Genomic DNA, 20,410 nt, shown 5'->3' on the forward strand with positions numbered 1-20,410 from the left:
GACCTGACCCGCCTATCCATGTGCCAGATTCCGATGTCGCGCCGCGAATGGCTGAAGCTCGCGGCCCTGTTCACCGCGACGGGCGCCGCCCCGTTGCTCTCGATGGCGAACGCGCACGCCGCGGCCGAACCGGATGCGCCGGTCCGGATCGGCTATCTGCCGATCACCGACGCGGCCCCGTTGCTGGTGGCCCACAACAACGGCTATTTCGCGTCCGAAGGCCTGACCGTCGAGCAACCGAAGCTGCTGCGCAGCTGGGCGCAGCTCGTCGAGGCATTCCTGTCGGGCCAGGTCAACGTCGTGCATCTGCTGTCGCCGATGACGCTTTGGGCGCGCTACGGCAGCCGCGCACCGGCGAAGGTGGTCGCCTGGAACCACGTGAACGGCTCCGGGATCACGGTCGCGCCCGACATCGATTCGCTGCGCGATCTCGGCGGCAAGACCGTCGCGATTCCGTTCTGGTACTCGATTCACAACGTCGTGCTGCAGGACCTGCTGCGTCAGCAAGGGCTCGTGCCCGTGCTCAAGCGGCGCGGCACGCCCGCGGCGAACGAGGTCAACCTCGTCGTGATGGCGCCGTCGGACATGCTGCCCGCGCTCGCCGCGCGCCAGATCGCCGGGTATATCGTCGCGGAGCCGTTCAACGCGACCGCGGAACTGATGAAGATCGGCAAGATCCTGCGCTTTACCGGCGATGTCTGGAAGAACCATGCATGCTGCGTCGTGTTCATGCATGAGCACGATCTGACGCAGCGCCCCGCGTGGTCGCAAAAGGTCGTCAACGCGATCGTGAAGGCGCAGCTGTGGGCGCGCGCGCATTCGCAGGAAACCGCGCAGTTGCTGTCGAAGGACGGCACGCACCGCTATTCGCCGCATACGCTCGCGTCGCTCGACCGCGTGCTCGTGCCGTCGGCGTCGCTGGCCGACACGTATCGGGCGAGCGGCGCGATCCGCCATGCCGACTGGCACGCGAAGCGGATCGACTTCCAGCCGTATCCGTTCCCGAGCTATACCGAGGCGCTGGTTCAACGGCTGAAACGCACGGTGGTCGACGGCGACGGCGCCTTCCTCGCGTCGCTGGACCCGGCATTCGCGGCCCGCGATCTCGTCGACGACCGGTTCGTGCGCAAGAGCATCGACGCGGTCGGCGGGCTGACCGCGTTCGGTCAGCCGGGCGCGTTCCAGCGCGAGGAGATCATCGTTGTCTGACGCGCTCGCCACCCGCCGCTCGGCCGCACCCGACACGCGCCGCAGCGGCGGCTCCCGCTACCCGGCACGCGTTGCCGCGGGATGGCTCGGCGTCGCCGGGCTCGTGGCGACGATCGTCGTCTGGTGGGCCGCGATCCACGTGTTGACCGAGCCCGGCTCGCTCGGCCGGCAGTTCGCGCCGGACAGCGCGTTCACCAGCCTGCGATCGCTGTGCGCGGACGATCATCTCGTCGAACACGCGCTCGTCAGCCTGCGACGCATCGGCGTCGGGCTCGGCGCGGCGCTGCTGGCCGGCGTCCCGCTCGGGCTGTTGCTCGGCCGCGTGCGATGGGTCGAGCGGATGCTGTCGCCGACGTTCCAGTTTCTGCGCATGGTGTCGCCGCTGTCGTGGATGCCGCTCGCGGTCATGTCGTTCGGCATCGGCGATCGCGCGATCTACTTCCTGCTCGGGTTCGCCGCGTTGTGGCCGGTGCTGATGAGCACGGCGGCCGGCGTCGCGCAGATCGACCGGCGCTGGCTGCAGCTCGGCGCAAGCCTCGCGGCCACCCGCCGCGAGCTGCTGGTGCACATCGTGCTGCCCGCCATCGCGGGGCCGCTGCTCAACGGCATCCGGCTCGCGATCGGCATCCTGTGGATCGTGCTCGTGCCCGCCGAGATGCTCGGCGTCAACGCGGGCCTCGGCTACCTGATCCTCGACACGCGCGACCGGCTCGCGTATGCGGAACTGACCGCGGTGATCGTCGTGATCGGCGCACTGGGCTTCACGCTCGACGGCATCGCGCGGGGGTTGACCCGCGCGCTGCTGGCGTCCGACCGCTAGCGCGATGCGCGGCGGCCGGACGAGCCGCTTGCCGCCCGCGTGTCAATTCCACGCATGGCGCGCCGGGCGCGCGCCGTTCAGATAGTAGTTGCCGACGAGGTGATATTTCCACCGCACCGGATCGTGCAGCGTGTGCGTGCGCGCGTTGCGCCAATGGCGGTCGAGGTTGTGCTCGGCGAGCGTCGATTGCGTGCCGGCCAGCTCGAACAGCTTCTCGCCCGCGAGCAGCGCGACCTCGGTCGTCAGCACCTTCGCTTCGCCCACCGCCACCGACGCCCGCGCGACGTCGTCCTCGGTCACATCGCCCTTTGCCGTGATCTCGTCGAGCGTGCGCGCCGCGCGTTCGAGCAACGCGTCGGCCGCATGCAGCTGGATGTGCAGCCGGCCGATTTCGCGAATCGTCAGCGGGTCGTCCGCGGCCCGCTCGACGCCGCTGTCGACCCACGGCCGCGCGCGGGTCCGCACGAACGCGAGCGTATCGTCGATGGCCGCCTTCGCGATACCCGCGTCGATCGCCGCCTGGATGATCTGCGACAGCGGGCCGTTGAGCGTCGGCACGTCGGACACGCGCTGCGCGGGCAGCACGTGCGACGCCGGCACGCGCACCGCGTCGAGCACGACCGTGCCGCTCGCGGTTGTGCGCTGGCCGAAGCCCGACCAGTCGTCGATCACGGTCAACCCGGGCGTCGGCTGCGGCACGTACGCAAGCCATGCCTGCCGCGCGTCGTCGAGCCCGAGCACCGGCACGTAGTGCGCGAACAGCGCACCCGTCGAGTAGAACTTGGTGCCGTCGACGACATAGTCGTCGCCGTCGCGGCGCACGCGCGTCTTCAGGTCGAGCACGTGCTTCGTGCCCTTCTCCGAGAAGCCGTTGCCGAACCGCTTGCCGCTCAGCACTTCGGCGAAGAAATGACGCTTCTGCGCGTCGGTGCCGACGAGCGCGATCACGTCGACGAGCCCGAAGTGATTCTGCGGAAGCTGCCCGAGCGACGCGTCGGCCGCGGCGACGATCTTGATCACCTCGGTGAGCGTCACATGCGATACGCCCGCGCCGCCGTATGCCTTCGGCACCGTGATCGCCCACAGCCCCGACTGCGAGAACCATTCGATTTCCTCGCGCGGCAGGCGGCGCTCGCGGTCGCGTTCGGCGGCCCCTTGCGCCAGGCGTTGCGCCAGCGCATGCGCGACCTCGATCGCCTCCGCATCGTCGGCGATCACGCGGGCTGCCTGCGGTCGTGCATCGGCCGGCCGTTCCTGAATCGTCGCGCTCGTGTCTGACATCGGGCTCTCCTGTCGAATGGTCAAAGCATTCAATCTAGCAGCGCCGCGCGGGCCGGAAAACCGAGCGATTCTCGAAACGATATTCCTTTGGATAACAAACGATGCGCGAATGGCGAAGGCGATTGCGCGTTTTGACGTCGCAATCGATGCCGGAACGTCGATACGCGTCGCGCGGCGACGGTAATACGCAGCGACGATAACGATCCGAGAATCCGTTATTGGAACGCCCGCGTCGCGCTTCCTATACTGGGCTCCCGGCGCAAACGGCCACGCTCTTCGAGGAAATCCGCATGACTTCATCGCACGCAGTTCCCGACCTTTCCACCGGTACCGATTACGATGCACTCGCGAGCCGGTTCCGGCCGATCTTCGAGCGCATTGCCGCCGGCACCGCCGAGCGCGATCGCCGCCGCGAATTGCCGCACGAGGCGATCGGCTGGCTCAAATCGGCCGGCTTCGGCGCGATACGTTTGCCTGTGAGCGCCGGCGGCGCCGGCGCATCGCTGCCGCAGTTGTTCCGGCTGCTGACCGAGCTCGCCGCCGCCGATTCCAATTTGCCGCAGGCATTGCGCGGGCACTTCGCGTTCGTCGAGGACTGGCTCAATGCGCCGGCCGGGCCGCGGCGCACGACCTGGTTCGACCGCTTCGCGAGCGGCCAGCTCGTCGGCAATGCGTGGTCGGAAGCCGGCGACGTGCCGCTCGGCCAGACCGTCACGAAGGTGTCGGAGCAGAACGGCCGGCTCGTGCTGAACGGCCGGAAGTTCTACAGCACCGGCAGCCTGTTCGCCGACTGGATCGACGTGTTCGCGCAGCGCGCGCACGACGGCAGCGACGTGATCGTCGCCGTCGCGACCGCGCAGCCCGGCGTGATCCGCGACGACGACTGGGACGGCTTCGGTCAGACCACCACCGGCAGCGGCACGACGCGTTTCGAGAATGCGGCGGTCGACCCGGACAACGTGATCGATTTCGCGCGCCGCTTCAAGTACCAGACCGCGTTCTACCAGTTGTTCCACGTCGCGACGCTGGCCGGGATCGGCCACGCGATCGTGCGCGACGCGGGCGAGCTCGTGCGCAACCGCACGCGCGTGTACAGCCACGGCAATGCGCAGCGTGCGGGCGACGATGCGCAGTTGCAGCAGGTAATCGGCGAGATCGCGTCATGGGCGTACGCGGCCGACGCGCTCGCGCTGCGCGCCGCGCAGCCGCTTCAGCAAGCCTATGAAGCGCGCTTCGGCGGCGACGAAGCGGCCGAGCAGACCGCGAACGTCGCGGCCGAAATCGAATCCGCGCAGAGCCAGCTCGTCGTGTCCGAACTCGTGCTGCGCGCGGCGACGCGCCTGTTCGACGCGCTCGGCGCGTCCGCGACCCGCAGCACGACCGCGCTCGATCGCCACTGGCGCAACGCCCGCACGGTGTCGTCGCACAACCCGCTCGTGTACAAGGCGCGCATCGTCGGCGACTGGATCATCAACGGCCGCACGCCGCCGTTCGTGTGGCGCGTGGGTAACGGCGCAGGCGCCGGTGCGGAAACCGGAGCCGCGCGATGAGCAAGACCATCCGCTTCAACGCGTTCGAGATGAACTGCGTCGGTCACCAGTCGCCCGGCCTGTGGGCGCATCCGCGCGACCGCTCGTGGCAGTACAAGGATCTCGACTACTGGACCGACCTCGCGCGCGTGCTCGAACGCGGGATCTTCGATGCGATCTTCATCGCGGACGTGATCGGCTACTACGACGTGTACAAGGGCAGCAACTATCACGCGCTGCACCAGGCCGCGCAGATCCCGGTCAACGATCCGCTGCAACTGGCCGCGCCGATCGCGATGGCGACCGAGCATCTCGGCATCGGCATCACCGCGTCGACGACGTTCGAGCACCCGTACACGTTCGCGCGCCGGCTGTCGACCGCGGACCATCACACGAAGGGCCGGCTCGCGTGGAACATCGTCACGTCGTATCTGGAGAGCGGCGCGAAGAACGTCGGCGATCACGGGCTGCGCACGCACGACGACCGCTATGCGGTCGCGGCCGAGTACGTCGAGGTGCTGTACAAGCTGTTCGAAGGCAGTTGGGAAGACGGCGCGGTGGTGCGCGATCGCGACGGCCGCGTGTTCACGCATCCGGAGAAAGTGCACGAGATCGGCCACAAGGGCCGCTTCTTCGACGTGCCCGGCTATCACCTGTGCGAGCCGTCGCCGCAGCGCACGCCGGTGCTGTTCCAGGCCGGCGCGTCGGGCCCCGGCAAGGCGTTCGCCGCGCAGCACGCCGAATGCGTGTTCGTCGCCGCGCCGACCCGCGATCAGCTCGCGCGCTACGTGGCCGACGTGCGCGCGCAGGCCGCGGCCGCCGGGCGCGACCCGGCGAAGGTGCTGATCTACAACCTCGTCACGGTGATCGTCGACGAGACCGACGAGAAGGCGCAGGCCAAGTTCGACGAGTATCGCCGCTACGTGTCGTACGACGGCTCGCTGGTGTTCATGTCCGGCTGGACCGGCATCGACTTCGGCCAGTACGCGCCGACCGATCCCGTCCGGCGCGTCGACACGAACGCGATCGTGTCGGCGGTCGAGCACCTGTCGGGCGGCGACACCGCGTGGACGATCGAGGCGCTGGCGGCTTGGGGCGGCATCGGCGGCATGGGCCCGGTGTTCGCCGGGTCGGCGGCGACCGTCGCGGACATCCTGCAGGAATGGGTGGCAGCGACCGACGTGGACGGCTTCAATCTCGCGTATGCGGTCGCGCATGAAACCTTCGAGGATGTCGTGCGCCATCTCGTGCCGGAGTTGCAGCGGCGCGGCGTGTATCCGACCGCGTATGCGCCGGGCACGCTGCGCGAAAAATTGTTCGGCGGCACGGCGCGGTTGCCGGACGAGCATCCCGCCGCGCGGTTTCGCGATATCGAACAGGTCAAGCGCGCGGCCGAGCGCGAAGCGGTCAGCGCTTAACGGCACGTCCAACAACGTCGAAGCCGGGCTGTCCGCATTCGCGCGGCGACCGGCTTCAGCTTCACCACAAACGGCTTCGTGCAGTTCGACGAAGCCGTGCGTATTTTCCGGGGCAACGGCGAGCGCCCCGGTCAGCGCTTACGCCGCGCTTTCGTCGTCGACGTCGTGCGCCGTCGGTTCATACCTCACGATCAGCAGGAACACGATCGGCGTGACCGCGCTGATCGCGACGACCCAGAACATGTCGGTGCCGAGGCGGGCTTGCAGGATCGGCAGCACGAACAGCGCGAGCGCCTGGCCGATGCCGCACAGCGACCGCCCGAAGCCGACACCGGTGCCGCGGATCGCGGCCGGATACGACAGCGTCGGATAGATCATCATCTGCGCGCCGGGGCCGAAGCCTTCGGCGAACAACCACGTACCGAGCATCAGCAACACGACACCGACCGCGATCGCCCCGTGCGGATGGCCTGCGAGCGCAAGCGCGACGAGCGCGACCGTTTGCAGCGCGAACCCCGCGATCGCGACATGACGCGACGCATACCGATATGCGAGACGCATGCCGAGCAAGCCGCCGGTGAACGCGAACAGCACGTTCAATGCGAGCGATGCCGCGATCGTCTCAAACACGCCCGCGCCGAGAAATTGCGACAGGATCGACGGCAGGAAGAACGCGATCGCCGTGTATTCGAACGGGATGCACAGGTTCATCACGCTGGCGACGATCGTGCGCCCGAGATACGGGCGCCGGAACAGCACGCGAATCCGCACCGGCGGCGGGCTCGGCTCGCGTCGCACGTCCTGCGCTTCGTGCGCGTGAATGCCGTACGACTGGCGCAGGATGCGCGCGGCGTTGGCCAGATCGCCCTGATTCGCGGCCCACAGCGGGGATTCGTTCATGAAGCGGTTGCGGAACAGGATGATGACGAGCGCCGGCACCGCACCGAAGATCAGCGACGCGCGCCACAGCCATCCCGCATGCTCGGCCGGCAGCAGGAAGTACAGGCCGAAGATCAGCAGGAAGCACACCGACGACGCGACGTACCACATCGGGCACCACGCGGCGAGCCGCGACGCCTTGTTGCCGCGGCCGTTGAACTTCGAGAATTCCGCGAGAAACGCCATCGCGACCGGCAGGTCGATGCCGACGCCGAGCCCCATCACGAAGCGGGCGGCGATCAGCACCCAGACGTTCGGCGCGAGCCCGGCCGCGATCGCCGCGACCACGAAGAACAGCATGTCGGCCATGAACACCTGGTAGCGGCCGATCCGGTCGGTCAGCCAGCCGCCGATCAGGCTGCCGAAGATCGTGCCGATCATGATCGCCGACCCGACGAGCCCGGTCAGCGCGGGCGTCAGCCCGAATTCGCGCGTCACGTCGTCGATGCCGTAGGACAGCGTCGTCAGGTCGTACGCGTCGAGAAACACGCCGCCGAGCGCCAGCAGCACGATCATCCGTGCATGGCTGACCGAACTGTCGACCGTGTTGATCAGGCGCGCGACGTCGCTGGCCGAGCGGATGGGGGAAGAAACCGGCGTAACGGGGCTCAGGTCGATCGAACTCATCGGATTCCTTAGTGTGTCGCCGGATGGCCGGCGAATGAGCGGCGAAGTTTGCAGGATGCCGGCCGCCGCGACAGGGGCATCGCGGCCCGGGCCGTCGAACGAATGCGTTCCGGCCGTCGTCGAATGCGTCGCTTGCCGGCACCGGAAATTCTGTTCTCCAGGCCCGGCAATCCCAAGCGATATAAACCGATAAATTAATCGGCGTGCGTCATAAAGTTGCGCGGGCCGTGCTATCTCCTTCCGGCCGCCCGGCGGCCGGCCTCGCCGCACCGCTGCTCGACCGGCGGATCGCCCGCAAGCTGTATGGCGATCGCACGGTCCTCGCCGACATCGCGTTGCAGGTCGCGCCACGCGAGATCGTCTGCGTGGTCGGCCCGAGCGGTTGCGGCAAGAGCACGCTGCTGCGGATCGTCGCCGGCCTCGACGCGAACTTCCGCGGCAGCGTGACGCTCGACGGCAGCGCGCTCGCCGGGCCGTCCGCGCGCGTCGGCGTGATCTTTCAGGAGCCGCGGCTGCTGCCGTGGCTGTCGATCGCCGACAACGTCGGCTTCGCGGCCGGTGCGCGGGGCGGACGCGACCCGAGCGTCGCGCGCTTGCTCGACGAAGTCGGTCTGGCCGGCGTCGCGCGGCAACTGCCGGCCACGTTGTCGGGCGGAATGGCGCAGCGCGCCGTGATCGCGCGCGGGCTGTTCGGCGAGCCGGACCTGCTGCTGCTCGACGAGCCGTTCAGCGCGGTCGACGCGATCACGCGGATGCGCCTGCAGACGCTGCTACTCGATGTCGTCCAGCGGCGCCGGATGGCCGCGACCGTCGTCACGCACGATCTCGACGAGGCGCTGTATCTCGGCGATCGCGTGCTGATGCTCGCGCCGAACCCGGACCGCGTCGACGACGAACTCCACGTCGACATCGCGCGGCCGCGCGATCGGCGCGATCCGTCGCTGGCCGCGCTGCGCGCGCGGCTGCTCGATGCGTTCCAGCGCTTTCACGATCGCGCGGCCGGCGACACGGCGGCCACGCCGGACTGACATCGCCGGCCCGCACCGCACACGACTTCATCGCGCGGACACCGACCGCACGAACGCGGCCAGATCGCGATTGAACCGCTCGGCTTCCTCGATGAACGGCGCGTGCCCCGACTCCGCATACACCTTGCTGGCGATGCGCGGATTCAGCTCGGCCGCGCGAGCCAGCGTCGTGGGCGTATCGACCAGTGCATCGCGCCCGCCGTAGATGAAGAGCAGCGGCACGCGCGCGTGGCCGAGCCCCGCCGCGGCGAATACCGACATCGTCGGGATGGCCTTTTGCATGTCCCACGACGCCATCGCGGCATTGGCGAGCAGCCGCTCGAACGTGGCGGCATCCGGCCGACGGTTGAAGCACAGACCGACGAACGTGCGCTCGCCGTCGAGATGCGTTTTCAGGTCCGGCGCATTCATGTCGCGGTACACGTCCGGGTGATCGACGATCTGGCCCGGCGCGAGCTCGACCACGCCGTCGACGTACACGGCCCCCGCGATCGCGCCGTCGCCGTATCTGGCGAGGTAGTTCGAGATCACCACGCCGCCGAGCGACCAGCCGACCACGACGGGCTTGCGCGCATGCGCGCCGTCGATCACCGCGGCGAGATCGTCGCCCCAGCGGGTTCCGTCGCGATACGGCCGCGCGCCGGACGGCTTGTCCGACAGCCCGTGGCCGCGCAGATCGTACGTGATGATCCGGAATCCGCGCAGCTCGGGGCTCGCGACCTGCGCGTCCCAGTTCAGGCGGCTGCCGAGCAGGCCGTGAATCAGGATGACCGGCACGCCGTCGGGGTCGCCGCTTTCCTGGACGGCCAGCTTCACGCCGTCCGTCGACGTCACGGTATAGCTGAGCGGCGCGGCCGCCGCATCGTACGCCGACGCGAACGGCGTCGCCCACCAGACCACGGCCAGCAGCCAGCGGATCAGCACTCGGGTAGTCACGATTTTTCCTCCAGGCATGAACGGACGCACAGTCTCAACCCTCACACTGATGTGAGAGTCAAGCGAATCGTGCTAACCTGCCCCGCATGAAAAACCCGCCTCCGCAGCCGCTGCTGACCATCGGCAAACTCGCGCAGCTCACCGGCGCGAGCGTGCGCTCGATCCGGCACTACGACGAGCACGGCCTGCTCGCGTCGGTGCGCGCGGCCAACGGCTACCGCCTGTTCCCCGACAACGCGGTGACGCAGGTCAGACAGATCCAGCGCATGATCGCGACCGGTTTCACCCTCGACGACATTCGCGGCTTTCCGGACTGCATGCTGCTGATCGAGGGCGCGCGTTCGTGCGATCAGATCTCCGAGGTTCAGCGCGAACGCCTCGAAGCGATCGACCGTCAGATCGCCGATCTGGAAAAGCGGCGTGCGCGGCTCATCAAGACCTTGCAAGATGGCGCGGTGCCGCCGCTCGATTGAGGCGCCGGCGTTCACCGGCACGAATCAGCCCCCGCGTCGCCCTTCGGGCACCCGCTTCACATCGTCATCGTTCGAGAATGCGCGACCGGCGACGGCACGCACACCACGCCCGCCGAGCCACGGAAAAAACGGGCATATTCAATTACCGCCGGTTACGAACGCTTTTCATAAACGCATCCTTGACATGCCGAATCGCGTGGTATTTACTGCCATTGCAATCGATGCAATACGAAAAACCGCACGACGAAAAACAGGACTGAGAGTTGCATTTGCAGCGGCGCGCAGCAATACGCGTCGGCGAAATGCAAGACCGAGAAGTAAAACAGGCTTGATCCGACCGGGGGCCACGTCCATGTCCGCTACCACCAAACCGCCGCCTGGCGGTTGATTCCCGCCATTCAGCCATCCGACCCCGCAGGCCTGCCGCCGGTTTTCCGACAGAACCGGGGCGGTGCCGTGACGCGCGTCGCCCACCCGAATCGCATCGCTCATGCGTCGGGATTCAATGCGAGACGGCATGTTCGCGGAATATCCATTTTAAAAATCCGGTGGATCCCGAATTTCACCGGCGATGTATTATCAATTCGGGATTTTCTTAAATCTGTCGCTTCGATATTTCATATATTGATGAAGGAATAAAAATGAGTACCACGACGATCGAAAGTGCCGGTTACGGGGTCTACAACTCGACCATCGATGTCACGAGCCAGGTGGCGGCGGCCTACCAGAACGGCCAGCGCGTATTCACGGCCAGCAACCAATGGGGCGATCCGGCCCCGGGCGAGCGCAAGTACCTGTACATCTTCTGGACCCGCAACAGCGAATCGCAGTCGGGCGTGACCGGCGAGAACGATTCTCACGGCGTCACCCTGCCCTGAACCGCGTTCCGCGCGCGGGACGGGCCGCCGCGCCGCGGCAGTTGGCAATCGGCAGTCGCACGGCCCGTGCGCGTCATCCGGCGCGCAGCGTGTCTTCCCCACCTTACCGATCGACAGGAGTCTTTCATGCCGTCCGTCTACGTGCAGAACATCTCGATTCCCCTGAGCGACGCCAAGCCGTCCGATTCGGGCGTCATCACGGCCCAGGCCACCTACAGTTTCCCGACCAACGTGATTGCGGCCGGCGCGTCGGTGGCCAGCTACTCGGTCTCGTTCGGCAACACCGACCACCACCTGCGCACGGTAGGCGCGAGCGTGCAGGTGCAGACGCAGAACAATTCGCCGACGGTGACCATCACGGGCTCGCTCCAGTTGATCGACAACAGCAGCAACGAGCTCAATCCGAGCAGTTGCTCGCTGATCGCGTCGGTGATTGCCTGGGCGCAATAAGCGGCGTTCGCCGCCGCGCCGCCGCGGTGAGCGGCGGCGTCGTTTCCATTGCCCGGTTTGCGGTCGGGCCTTTCGTGGTCCTCCGCCCGGCGTTCGGGCCGGGGACCATTTTCTCGAGGAGTCGCCATGTCCACCAGCGCCAGCCAGCAGGCCGACATTCCCGCCCTGGGCGTGCTCCAGTTCGACGCCGGCAGCTTCGGTTCCGCCGTGAACCTGTTCCGCGGCAATCTCGCCTTCCCGCTCAAGCTGCTGACGCTGCCGGCGCGTGGCGGGCTGGCGTTCGACCTGACCCTGCTGTACCAGAGCAACGTCGCCGACCAGGTCTCGCAATGGAACCTCACGAACCCGAGCGGCGCGCTCGGCGTGGGCTGGAGCATGCCGCTCGAGCGCATCGTCGCGGAAACGCAGGGCACGGGCAGCCCGCTCGACGTGCAGTACTACCTGATGAGCCAGGGCCAGGCGATGCAGCTCGTGCCGATCCCCACGGCGTGGGGCCGCGGCACGCTGGCCGCCGACGCGTTCGACGACGCCGCGAGCGCGGCGCCGTTCGCGAGCGACCGCGTGCCGGCGGCACTCGCGTCCGCGCTGGAGCGACACGGCTGGCGCCCGTCGGGCGACGCGCGTGTCTCGCCCACCGGCCGCCCCGGCGAGTGGCGCCTCGACGATGCGCCGCTGCGCCGCTCGCATCTGCTGCGCCGGCAAGCGGACGGCACGATCGCCGTGACCACCGACGGCCAGTCCTATGAAACGGCGCCCTACCAGTTCTGGCAGATCACGCACTACCCGGCCTGGGACAGTTGGGAAGTCGTCCGCCCGGACGGCACGGTCGCCACCTACGGCGGCTCCGATGCGGCCGCCGCCGCGCGCAACCTGATCCAGTGGGGCATCCGCTGGGGCAACTGGGTCGGCCCGAGCCGCCGCGCGGAAAACCAGCAGCGCTATGCGGTGGCGTGGAATCTCGCGCAGTTGCGCAACACGCTCGGGCACTGGATCGAATTTTCGTACAGCACGATCGAGCAGGCGGTCGGCGACGGCACGTTGACCTACACGCGCGAATGCCAGATCGCGAGCATGGAAAACGATCTCGGCTGGTCGTGCCGGTTCGCGTGGCAGCCGATGACCTACGACACCCGCTCGCTCGACGCGCCGAAGGAATACCTGGCCGCGCACGGCGACCCGACCCAGGTGCCGGGCGACAAGCCGAACGCGTGGCAGGACCGTTACGAGACGCGCTATCTCGACCACGTCGACGTGATCGACGGCTCGGGCGCGCAGCAGACGCGCCTCGATTTCGACTGGTACGACCTGACCCTTCTCGCGCCGCGCGACGCCGCCAATCCGCTCGCCACCGGCGCCTGCTACAAACGCTATCTGAAGAGCGTGACGGACACGTTCAGCGGCGGCGCGGCCCGCCCCGGCATCGCGTTCGACTACAACTTCGATGCCGGCGGCGCGCCGAACCCGGGCGCGATGACGTCGATGACGCTGCCCACCGGCGGCGTGCTGCGCTACACGTACGCCGAGATCGACGTGGGCGCGGACGAGAACGTCGATCCGGGCTCGCGCAACCTCACCGTCGACAATCCGTTCGGCGCGAGCCGGCCGGGCGCGCCGCGCATCTGGTACGGCGCCGACTACGTGGTCGTCGCGTGGTACGAGGCCAGCGAGAACGCGCTGCTGGCGAACGTCTACACGTGGCTGGGCCGCTGGATTCCGGCCTGGACGGACTGGCAGCGCTTCGACGGCGCGCTCGATCTCGACCGGACGGTGGCCACGACCAGCGCCGACAGCTTCGTGCTCATGCTGGCGAGCCTCGACGACACGCAATCGACGCTCTATCTCGCGTCGCGCCGGCCGGTCGCGAACGCGGACTGGCGTTTCGCGGGCGAGCCCGGCGCGCCCACGCCGTACCGCTACGCCAGCAGCCAGTTGCGAATCGCCAACGGCGCCGACTTCTTCGTCGTGATCGACAACGACGATCGCCGCGTCGACCGCTACGCGCTGAACTGGCAGACGCGCGGCTGGGACGTCGCCCCCGCGCTCGCGAGCGGCACGTGCTGCCCGTCCGGCAGCATCAATACGCAATCGTACGTGGCGGCGGCCACGAATCACTATCTGGTGTTCTGCTATGACGCGGACACGGCACGCGGCCGGTTCAGCCTGATGGTCCGCGATGCGGCGACGCTCGCGTGGCGGCTCGGCAGCACGCTGGACACCGACGCGATCACGATTCCGGCCGTCGGCGCCACGTCGTATTTCCAGCTGTCGATGGGCCAGGGCTTCGCGGCAGCCGCGTGGATCGACCGCTATGCGTCGTCGGGCGGCGTGGTGAAGGCCTTCGACTACCGCCTGGCGGTGCCCGCGTGGGACGACGACTACGGCAACCTCGCGTTGCGCCCGCTGCCCGACGTATTCGACGGCCCGGGCTTCACGAACCTGTCGCCCGCGTTCATGCAGACGCTCGGCCCCGTGATCACCGGCAACAGTCTGATCGGCTCGGGCCCGAACGTGCTGGTGTTCGACGGCGTGAGCTGGTCCTACCACTTCGCGGGCATCCAGTACCCGCCCGGCAGCGACGCGAACCGCCAGTTCTACTGGTACGCGTGGGACCCGCTCGGCGTGCTGAAGACGGAGAACACGACGTCGGCGCTCTACTCCGCGCTCGACAGTTTCGATCCCGATGCCGACACGCCCTGGGTCACCCAGGTGCTGCAGGACGAGGATCCGGCGCCCGCGGATCGCCAGACGCAGGGCTTCCCGACGCTGGCCGGCGAATTCCTGTCGCAGAACCGCGACCTCTACGGCCGTTCGGTCTGGCCCGCGTGGAACCCGATCGCCGGATTCCGGCTGGGCGAAATCACCGTCGATCGCTTCGACAGCACGACCGTCATCAACCAGGCGCCGGATTTCCTCGCGTTCATGACGCTCGACGCCGACGGCGCGCCGCTCGACACGCAGGTGCGCTTCTTCAGCAACGGCGGGCTGCTGCGGGACGCGCAGGGCGAGCCGGTGGTCGAGCGGTTCCCCGGGCAGCAGATGTTCCGCCTGCTCAACAGCACGCTGCAGTACGAGACGGCCATCTCGGGCAAGCTGCCGGCGATTCCGTCGGGCTTCGTGACCTTCCCGTCGGGCAACGAGATCGACGCATCGACCCACGTCACGCTGCACCGCTATGCGAATCACTCGCTGCATGCGCCGCTCGCGGCCTTCGTCGTGACCGCGCTGGCGATGGACAGCGGCTACGACACGATGCTGCGCTGCTATGCGTACGCGGACGTGTCGGCCAACACCGATCCGTCGGGCAGCATCGTGCAATTCTCGACGGTGTCCGAATACCAGGCGTGCGAGACGCCGCAGGCGCAGCGCTACGGCTGGACCACGAGCCATTTCTACAACGGCCTGCCCGCGCGCACGCTGCAGTTGCCGGACGATTGCCGCGTCCGCGCCGGCGCATGCGGTACGGCCGCGCCCGTCGACGACGCGTATTCGCTCGCGGCCGGCCTGCTGTTGTCGACCTCGGTGTACGACCGCGACGGCACGCTGCTGTCGTCCACCACCAGCGACTGGACCTACACCGACCAGGTCGCGAGCGACGCGAACGGCACCGCGCTGCGCAATCTCTACGACGCCGTGCCGCAGATCGCGACGTCGATCGAGAGCCTGCAGGGCGTCGAGCGCACCATGAGCTATGCGTACAACGCGGCCTCGGGCTATCCGGCCACGGTGCAGACCGCCTACTACGACAGCCGGGGCGAGCTCAACGTCACGCAGCGCACGTCGCTGTTCGGTTTCGAGGTCTACCCGGCGATGTGGAGCGCGCACATTCTCGCGCCGGTGGCCAGTGCGTCGACGCGGGTGCAGGCGGACGGCGGCTGGCTGTTGCAGGCCGCGAAGGCGCAGACCTTCCGCAGTTGGGCCCGCGACGACGGCACCACCTATCTGGCGGAAGCCGACAGCTGGGTCGCGGTCGACGCGGATGCGCCGCCGTTCGCCGCGTGGAACGGCGGTCAGCCCGGCGCGGGCTGGCTGCTGGAAGAGCGTATCGACACCCGCGACGGCGAAGGCAACGTGCTGCTGTCGCACGACGTCACCGGCCGGCCGATGGCTTCGCTGTTCGACGACGCGGGGCGTTTTCGGATCGCGGGCTTCGTCAATTCGGCCAGCGGCAATGCGTACGACAGTTTCGAGGATTACCAGCGGCCGACCTGGAGCCTGCCGGCCGGCGCGGCCGTCTATCGCGACGACGCGGCCAGCGGCACCGCGTGCCTGCAGATCACCGCGTCGGCGACGCTCACCCGCGCCGTGACGTTGACCGACGGCCGCGCGCGGCAGTTGTTCGGCCTCTGGTTCAAGAGCCCGCCCGGCGCGACCGCGCGCGACTTCGCCGTGACGCTGACGCTCACCGCGCCGGGCGGCGCGCAGGTGAGCCGGCGCCTCGCGCCCACCGCCGGCCAGTGGCAACCGCAGCAATGGACCGTCGATCCGTCGTCGCTGGGCCTCGGCGCGAACGCCGCCGTCACGCTCGGCATTCAGGCGGAACTGCCGGCGGGCGGCGCGGCGTGGCTGCGGCTCGACGACGTGTTCTTCACGCCGCTCGACTGCCAGTTCCAGTCGATCGCGTACGACGGCGCACGGCTGCGCACGCTCGGCACCACCGCGCCGAACGGCGTGCGCTCGCGCACGCTTTACAACCCGTTCGCCGAGCCGTCCGTGACGGTCGGCCCCTGGGACAATCCGAGCCTGATCAGCATGACCTGGTTCGCCGCGCAGGACACGACGATCGGCCCGGCCGCCCCGTTTCCGCGCGCCACGCCGAACGCGGCGATCAACGTCACCGGCCAGGGGACCGGCGTGTACGACGGCTTCTGCAACGGCGCGCTGGCGTTCTACACGGCCGCGTCGGGCAATGCGGCCGACTGGACCGCGGGCGGCGGCCTGCTCAGCTATCACGGCGAGGCCGGCGGGCCGCTTGGCGCGCGGCTCGAACGCACCGGCTTCGCGGCGACGAGCATCGCCGCGCGCGTGGTGGTCGATCGCGCCACGCTCGGCGACGCGGTGCTCGGCACCGGCACGTGGTTCGTCGGCTTCAGCCAGGCGCAGGGCTGGCGTCTGTGGCGGCTCGACGGCGCGAACGCGGTGCTGCTGCAATCCGACAGCGGCGCGCCGGCCGCACGGGAATGGCTGCTGGTGGCCGTGACGGGCCGCGTGCTGTTCTTCGCCGACGGGCGCAAGGTGTTCGAATATGCGAACGCCGCGGTCGCCGCCCCGTTCGGCCTGCAGCTCGGCATGACGGCGCCCGGCAGCTTCTCGGCGCTGGCCGTGGCCGAGGACGTCGGCCTGAGCGTCGAGTACCGGGACGGCCTCGCGCGCAGCCTGCAGACGCTCAAGCTCGAATCGGCCGATAGCGCCGTGCTCGACACCGGCGTGTACGACGAGCGCGGCAACAGCGCGATCCAGGCGCTCACGAGCCGCGTCACGGTGTCCGGCGCCCAGGCGCTGTTCGTCTACCAGGACGGCCTGGTGACCAACGGCGGCGCCGGTGGCAGCCTCTGGGAAGGCGCGCCGCTCGAGGGCGCGCTGGCCGCCTGGCACCCCGATGCCGGCGGCTATCCGTTCTCGCGCACCGCGTACGAAAACGCGCCGCTCGGCCGGCCGGTGGCGTTCGGCCAGCCCGGCTACGACTATGCGATCCGGCCCGGCAACACGCATTACGCGACGCGCGGCTACGGCGTCAATACCGATGCGGGGCGCTTCGCGTACCCGTTGCCGCTCGGCGAGTATCACCTGACGGTGGACGTCGATCCCAACGGCGCGCTCACGCAAACCTGGTCGGACACGGCCGAGCACCTGATCGGCCGCGTCGTGCAGAACTCGGCCACCGACGACAGCCTCGACTGGCGCATGAGCCAGATCCACGACGCGCAGGGCCGCACCGTCGCGTCGGTGCCGCCCGCGTCGTACGCGGCGGGCGGCGCCGGCACGAAAACCGTGCCGGCCGGCAGCAGCACCGCCGAATACGACTTCGCCGGGCATCGGCTCAGCTCGACCGACCCCGACAGCGGCACCACGCAGATCGTCTACAGCAGCGCCGGGCTGATGCGCTTCCTCGCCGACGGCAATGCGTTGAACGGCGGCTACGTCGCCTATCGCAAATACGACACGCTGAGCCGCGTGATCGAGGAAGGCACCTTCGCCGTCGCGTGGGATCGCACGCAGCTTCAGCAGCATGCCGACGACGCCGACTGGCCGCCGTCGCCGCCCACCTGGAGCGTGCGCCGCCACTACGACGGCGACGGCTCGGATGCGACGCAGGACGACCATCTCGTCGGCCGGCTCTGGAAGGTCGAAGTCAACCAGGGCAACGCCGGGCTGGCCGCCTTGACCGAGACGGTCGCGTACGACCGGGCCGGGCGCGTGCTCGCGCGGCGCCGGCAATTCGCCGGGATGCCCGCGGGCGACTGCGTCATCGCGAATACGTGGTCGGCCGGCGGCAACCTGCTGTCGAGCACGGATTCGGCCACGGGGCTCGTCAGCCTGCGCCGTTACGATGCGCTCGGCCGCGTGCTCGAGGTCGCGGCCGACACCGGCGGCACGACGACCGTGCTGATCGCGCACGAGTACGAGCCGAACGGCAAGCCGGCGCTCACCCGGCTGCTGCCCGACGGCAACGGTTCGGCGATGTTGTCCCGGCGCTTCGCGTACACGCCGCCCGGCTGGCCCACCCTCAGCGATGCGGGGGCGGTGCTCAGGGAAACGCTCGGCTACGACACCGGCGCCTGTCAGGGCGGCGGCTACTACAATGGCGAAGTCGCGAGTCAGACCGTCACGGCGGACGTACCCGGCGGGTCGCTCGGGCCGGCCTGCACCACCATGGATTCGCTCGGCCAGTTGACCGCGTTCGGCGCCGGCGCAGACGCGCAACGCTGGGACATCGACCTGAACGGCAACTTCGAGCGGCACACGCGCGGCGCCGATTCGGCCGGCTACACGTATGCGGCCGGCACCAACCGACTGACCGGCTACACGGCCGCGCAAGACACCACCACGTTCGCGTACGACCATGCGGGCGGGATCGTCGGCGCGAGCGACGGCGCCGGTGCGGCGCGCTGGCAGATCGGCTATGACGCCGGCACCGGGCGCCCCGTCAGCTACGCCAATCCGGGCGTGTCGCTGTCGATCCTGCGCGACGCGGACGGCAATCGCGCGGCGCTGACCCGCACGAGCGGCGGCGCGACCACGCAGCGCTTCCAGATGTCGATGCCCGACGGCGAAGTCGTGATCGATACGGCAAACGGCGCGAGCGAGCCGACCCGCTTCATCGCGGCGCTCGACGTCCAGGTGGCGTGGCACGACGGGCGCTTCTACTTCGGGCTGCTCGACCATCTCGGCAGCGTGCGCGTGCTGCTCGACGCGAGCGGCGAGACCGTCGGCGCGTGGCAGTACGACGTATACGGCCAGCCCACCGTGCTCGTGGCCGCGCCGCTTGCGTGGCCGCGGCTGTTTACCGGCCACAACTACGACGCGGATTCCGGTTTCTACGACTGCAACGCGCGCTTCTACCACCCCGGATACGGCCGTTATCTCAGCGTCGATCCGATGCTGGAAACGCCGTCGCCGTACGTCTATGTCGGCAACAACCCGCTCGTCTTCACCGATCCGAGCGGCATGAACGTGTGGGGCATCATCGTCGGCGCGCTGGTCACGCTGGTGGTGGGCGTGGCCGGCGTGGTGCTGCTCGGCACCGGCATCGGCGCGGCGATCCTGGTGGGCGTGGTGGCCGGCGCGGTCGGGTCGATGGCCGGCGACCTCATGAGCATGGCCACCGGCGACCAGATCAGCTGGAAGCAGTTCGGCATCGACGCGCTGGCCGGCGCGGCGGCGGGCGCGGCCGGTGCGCTGGCCGGCGGCGGCGCCGGCGCCCTGACCGCGCGCGCGGCGCTCGGCTTGAGCGCGGGCAAGGTGGCCACCACGCTGTCGGTGTCGCTCGTCTCCGGCATCGCGGGCGGCGTGGCCGGCGGGGCGGCCGGGGCCGGCGTGACGGCAGGCATGACCGGGCAGCCGTTCTTCAGCCGCGCGACCGCGCTGAACATCGCGATCGGCGCGGTGGCGGGCGGCGGCGCCGGGCTGATGGCGGCGGGCGCGCACCTCACGTTCTTCACCGGCAAGGAATCGCTCGGCGTCAACCCGACGCCGCTGGAGAACGCCGGCGAAATCCCGAACTATCCGCCGCCGAACACGCCCGGCCTGCCGAGCGAGCCCGGCCAGAGCGGCCTGGTGGGGAAGGTGCGGATCCTGATGCCGAACGATCCGGTCACGACCAGCGTGAAACGCAGGTGGGATGCGTTCACCACCGATCTGCAGCGACAGCAGTTCGCGCAGAATCTCACCCGGATCGGCAACCTCGACGTCGACGTCGTGGCGACGCATGGCATCTCGCGCAGCGCGATGGTCGAGTGGACGGGCAACAACGGCGTGCAGATCAACCGGCCGATCTCCGCGTCCACGCTGGCGCGGTTCCTGCGCGCGCAGGGCTACGGCGCGGCCGATACGAACTTTCCCGCGGCGTCGGGCAGGCCGATCAAGCTCGTCACCTGCTTCGCGGGGATGGCAGGCCGCTTCGGTTTCGCGCAGGCGCTGGCCAACGAGCTGCGGGTCGACGTGTACGCGCACTGGTGGGTGGTCTATCCGACCAACAACTCGACGCCATGGATCCGCTTTCAGCCGCGCTGACGGCGCGACACGTCGCGACGAGCGACGACGGCCGCGTGGCGGCCGTCGCGCATCGGGCATACCGCGCGGCTTCACCTTCTGCCCGTGGTCAC

Annotated in this window: 13 protein-coding genes; 9 read left to right on the forward strand and 4 right to left on the reverse strand. The window is 69.0% G+C overall.

Annotation, left to right across the window (positions count from 1 at the left end):
• The first annotated feature begins 18 nt into the window (after positions 1-18).
• Together KPB06_RS09140 and KPB06_RS09145 are read left to right on the forward strand one after the other, a co-directional pair.
• Positions 19-1,209, forward strand: a complete 1,191-nt coding sequence (locus KPB06_RS09140) for an ABC transporter substrate-binding protein (RefSeq protein WP_275905324.1) — start codon at positions 19-21, stop codon at positions 1,207-1,209.
• Positions 1,202-2,029, forward strand: coding sequence for an ABC transporter permease (locus KPB06_RS09145; RefSeq protein WP_059577726.1), 828 nt, complete (start codon positions 1,202-1,204; stop codon positions 2,027-2,029). The genes KPB06_RS09140 and KPB06_RS09145 overlap by 8 nt, the downstream gene beginning before the upstream one ends.
• A 42-nt stretch (positions 2,030-2,071) precedes the next feature.
• Here the strand turns inward: KPB06_RS09145 and KPB06_RS09150 are convergent, their stop codons facing one another.
• Complete coding sequence (locus KPB06_RS09150) at positions 2,072-3,310, reverse strand: SfnB family sulfur acquisition oxidoreductase (protein WP_275905323.1); 1,239 nt, start codon at positions 3,308-3,310, stop codon at positions 2,072-2,074.
• Between the two features lie 290 nt (positions 3,311-3,600).
• On the opposite strand from KPB06_RS09150, the gene KPB06_RS09155 reads away from it, so the two are divergent.
• Positions 3,601-4,860, forward strand: coding sequence for an acyl-CoA dehydrogenase family protein (locus KPB06_RS09155; RefSeq protein WP_275905322.1), 1,260 nt, complete (start codon positions 3,601-3,603; stop codon positions 4,858-4,860).
• Positions 4,857-6,257 carry an LLM class flavin-dependent oxidoreductase gene (locus KPB06_RS09160; RefSeq protein ID WP_275905321.1) on the forward strand — a complete coding sequence of 467 codons (1,401 nt, stop codon included), beginning with the start codon at positions 4,857-4,859 and terminating at the stop codon, positions 6,255-6,257. The genes KPB06_RS09155 and KPB06_RS09160 overlap by 4 nt, the downstream gene beginning before the upstream one ends.
• Before the next feature lie 138 nt (positions 6,258-6,395).
• Here KPB06_RS09160 and KPB06_RS09165 read toward each other — a convergent pair whose 3' ends face one another.
• Positions 6,396-7,823: an MFS transporter gene (locus KPB06_RS09165; RefSeq protein ID WP_060010494.1), complete on the reverse strand. Its 1,428-nt coding sequence runs from the start codon at positions 7,821-7,823 to the stop codon at positions 6,396-6,398.
• Positions 7,824-8,050: 227 nt separating this feature from the next.
• Here KPB06_RS09165 and KPB06_RS09170 point away from each other — a divergent pair, with 227 nt between their 5' ends.
• The gene (locus tag KPB06_RS09170; RefSeq protein WP_060010497.1) at positions 8,051-8,851 is read left to right on the forward strand and encodes an ABC transporter ATP-binding protein; all 801 of its coding nucleotides are present in this window, start codon (positions 8,051-8,053) and stop codon (positions 8,849-8,851) included.
• Positions 8,852-8,878: 27 nt separating this feature from the next.
• Here KPB06_RS09170 and KPB06_RS09175 read toward each other — a convergent pair whose 3' ends face one another.
• On the reverse strand, positions 8,879-9,787 hold the full coding sequence (locus KPB06_RS09175; RefSeq protein WP_275905320.1) for an alpha/beta fold hydrolase: 909 nt from the start codon (positions 9,785-9,787) through the stop codon (positions 8,879-8,881).
• Positions 9,788-9,873: 86 nt separating this feature from the next.
• On the opposite strand from KPB06_RS09175, the gene KPB06_RS09180 reads away from it, so the two are divergent.
• The gene (locus KPB06_RS09180; RefSeq protein ID WP_059637673.1) at positions 9,874-10,260 is read left to right on the forward strand and encodes a MerR family transcriptional regulator; all 387 of its coding nucleotides are present in this window, start codon (positions 9,874-9,876) and stop codon (positions 10,258-10,260) included.
• Positions 10,261-10,425: 165 nt separating this feature from the next.
• Here KPB06_RS09180 and KPB06_RS09185 read toward each other — a convergent pair whose 3' ends face one another.
• The gene (locus KPB06_RS09185; RefSeq protein WP_155720444.1) at positions 10,426-10,752 is read right to left on the reverse strand and encodes a hypothetical protein; all 327 of its coding nucleotides are present in this window, start codon (positions 10,750-10,752) and stop codon (positions 10,426-10,428) included.
• A 149-nt stretch (positions 10,753-10,901) separates the two neighbouring features.
• Between KPB06_RS09185 and KPB06_RS09190 the strand changes: the two genes are divergently transcribed.
• The 3 genes from KPB06_RS09190 to KPB06_RS09200 all read left to right on the forward strand — a co-directional run bounded on the left by KPB06_RS09190 (position 10,902) and on the right by KPB06_RS09200 (position 20,318).
• Positions 10,902-11,138, forward strand: a complete 237-nt coding sequence (locus KPB06_RS09190; protein WP_059637675.1) for a DnaJ-like protein C-terminal domain-containing protein — start codon at positions 10,902-10,904, stop codon at positions 11,136-11,138.
• A gap of 126 nt (positions 11,139-11,264) precedes the next feature.
• Positions 11,265-11,588, forward strand: a complete 324-nt coding sequence (locus tag KPB06_RS09195; protein WP_059577704.1) for a hypothetical protein — start codon at positions 11,265-11,267, stop codon at positions 11,586-11,588.
• 126 nt (positions 11,589-11,714) lie between these two features.
• On the forward strand, positions 11,715-20,318 hold the full coding sequence (locus KPB06_RS09200; RefSeq protein ID WP_275905319.1) for an RHS repeat domain-containing protein: 8,604 nt from the start codon (positions 11,715-11,717) through the stop codon (positions 20,316-20,318).
• The last annotated feature ends 92 nt before the right edge of the window (positions 20,319-20,410 follow it).

This window comes from Burkholderia semiarida, from assembly GCF_029268935.1.
Taxonomy (GTDB): domain Bacteria; phylum Pseudomonadota; class Gammaproteobacteria; order Burkholderiales; family Burkholderiaceae; genus Burkholderia; species Burkholderia semiarida.

Bases quoted from the DNA above. Each gene is read 5' to 3' on its own strand.
- KPB06_RS09140 (WP_275905324.1), top strand. From the start codon at position 19: ATGTGCCAGATTCCGATGTCGCGCCGCGAATGGCTGAAGCTCGCGGCC.
- KPB06_RS09150 (WP_275905323.1), bottom strand. From the start codon at position 3,310: ATGTCAGACACGAGCGCGACGATTCAGGAACGGCCGGCCGATGCACGA.
- KPB06_RS09155 (WP_275905322.1), top strand. From the start codon at position 3,601: ATGACTTCATCGCACGCAGTTCCCGACCTTTCCACCGGTACCGATTAC.
- KPB06_RS09160 (WP_275905321.1), top strand. From the start codon at position 4,857: ATGAGCAAGACCATCCGCTTCAACGCGTTCGAGATGAACTGCGTCGGT.
- KPB06_RS09165 (WP_060010494.1), bottom strand. From the start codon at position 7,823: ATGAGTTCGATCGACCTGAGCCCCGTTACGCCGGTTTCTTCCCCCATC.
- KPB06_RS09180 (WP_059637673.1), top strand. From the start codon at position 9,874: ATGAAAAACCCGCCTCCGCAGCCGCTGCTGACCATCGGCAAACTCGCG.
- KPB06_RS09185 (WP_155720444.1), bottom strand. From the start codon at position 10,752: ATGAGCGATGCGATTCGGGTGGGCGACGCGCGTCACGGCACCGCCCCG.
- KPB06_RS09190 (WP_059637675.1), top strand. From the start codon at position 10,902: ATGAGTACCACGACGATCGAAAGTGCCGGTTACGGGGTCTACAACTCG.
- KPB06_RS09195 (WP_059577704.1), top strand. From the start codon at position 11,265: ATGCCGTCCGTCTACGTGCAGAACATCTCGATTCCCCTGAGCGACGCC.
- KPB06_RS09200 (WP_275905319.1), top strand. From the start codon at position 11,715: ATGTCCACCAGCGCCAGCCAGCAGGCCGACATTCCCGCCCTGGGCGTG.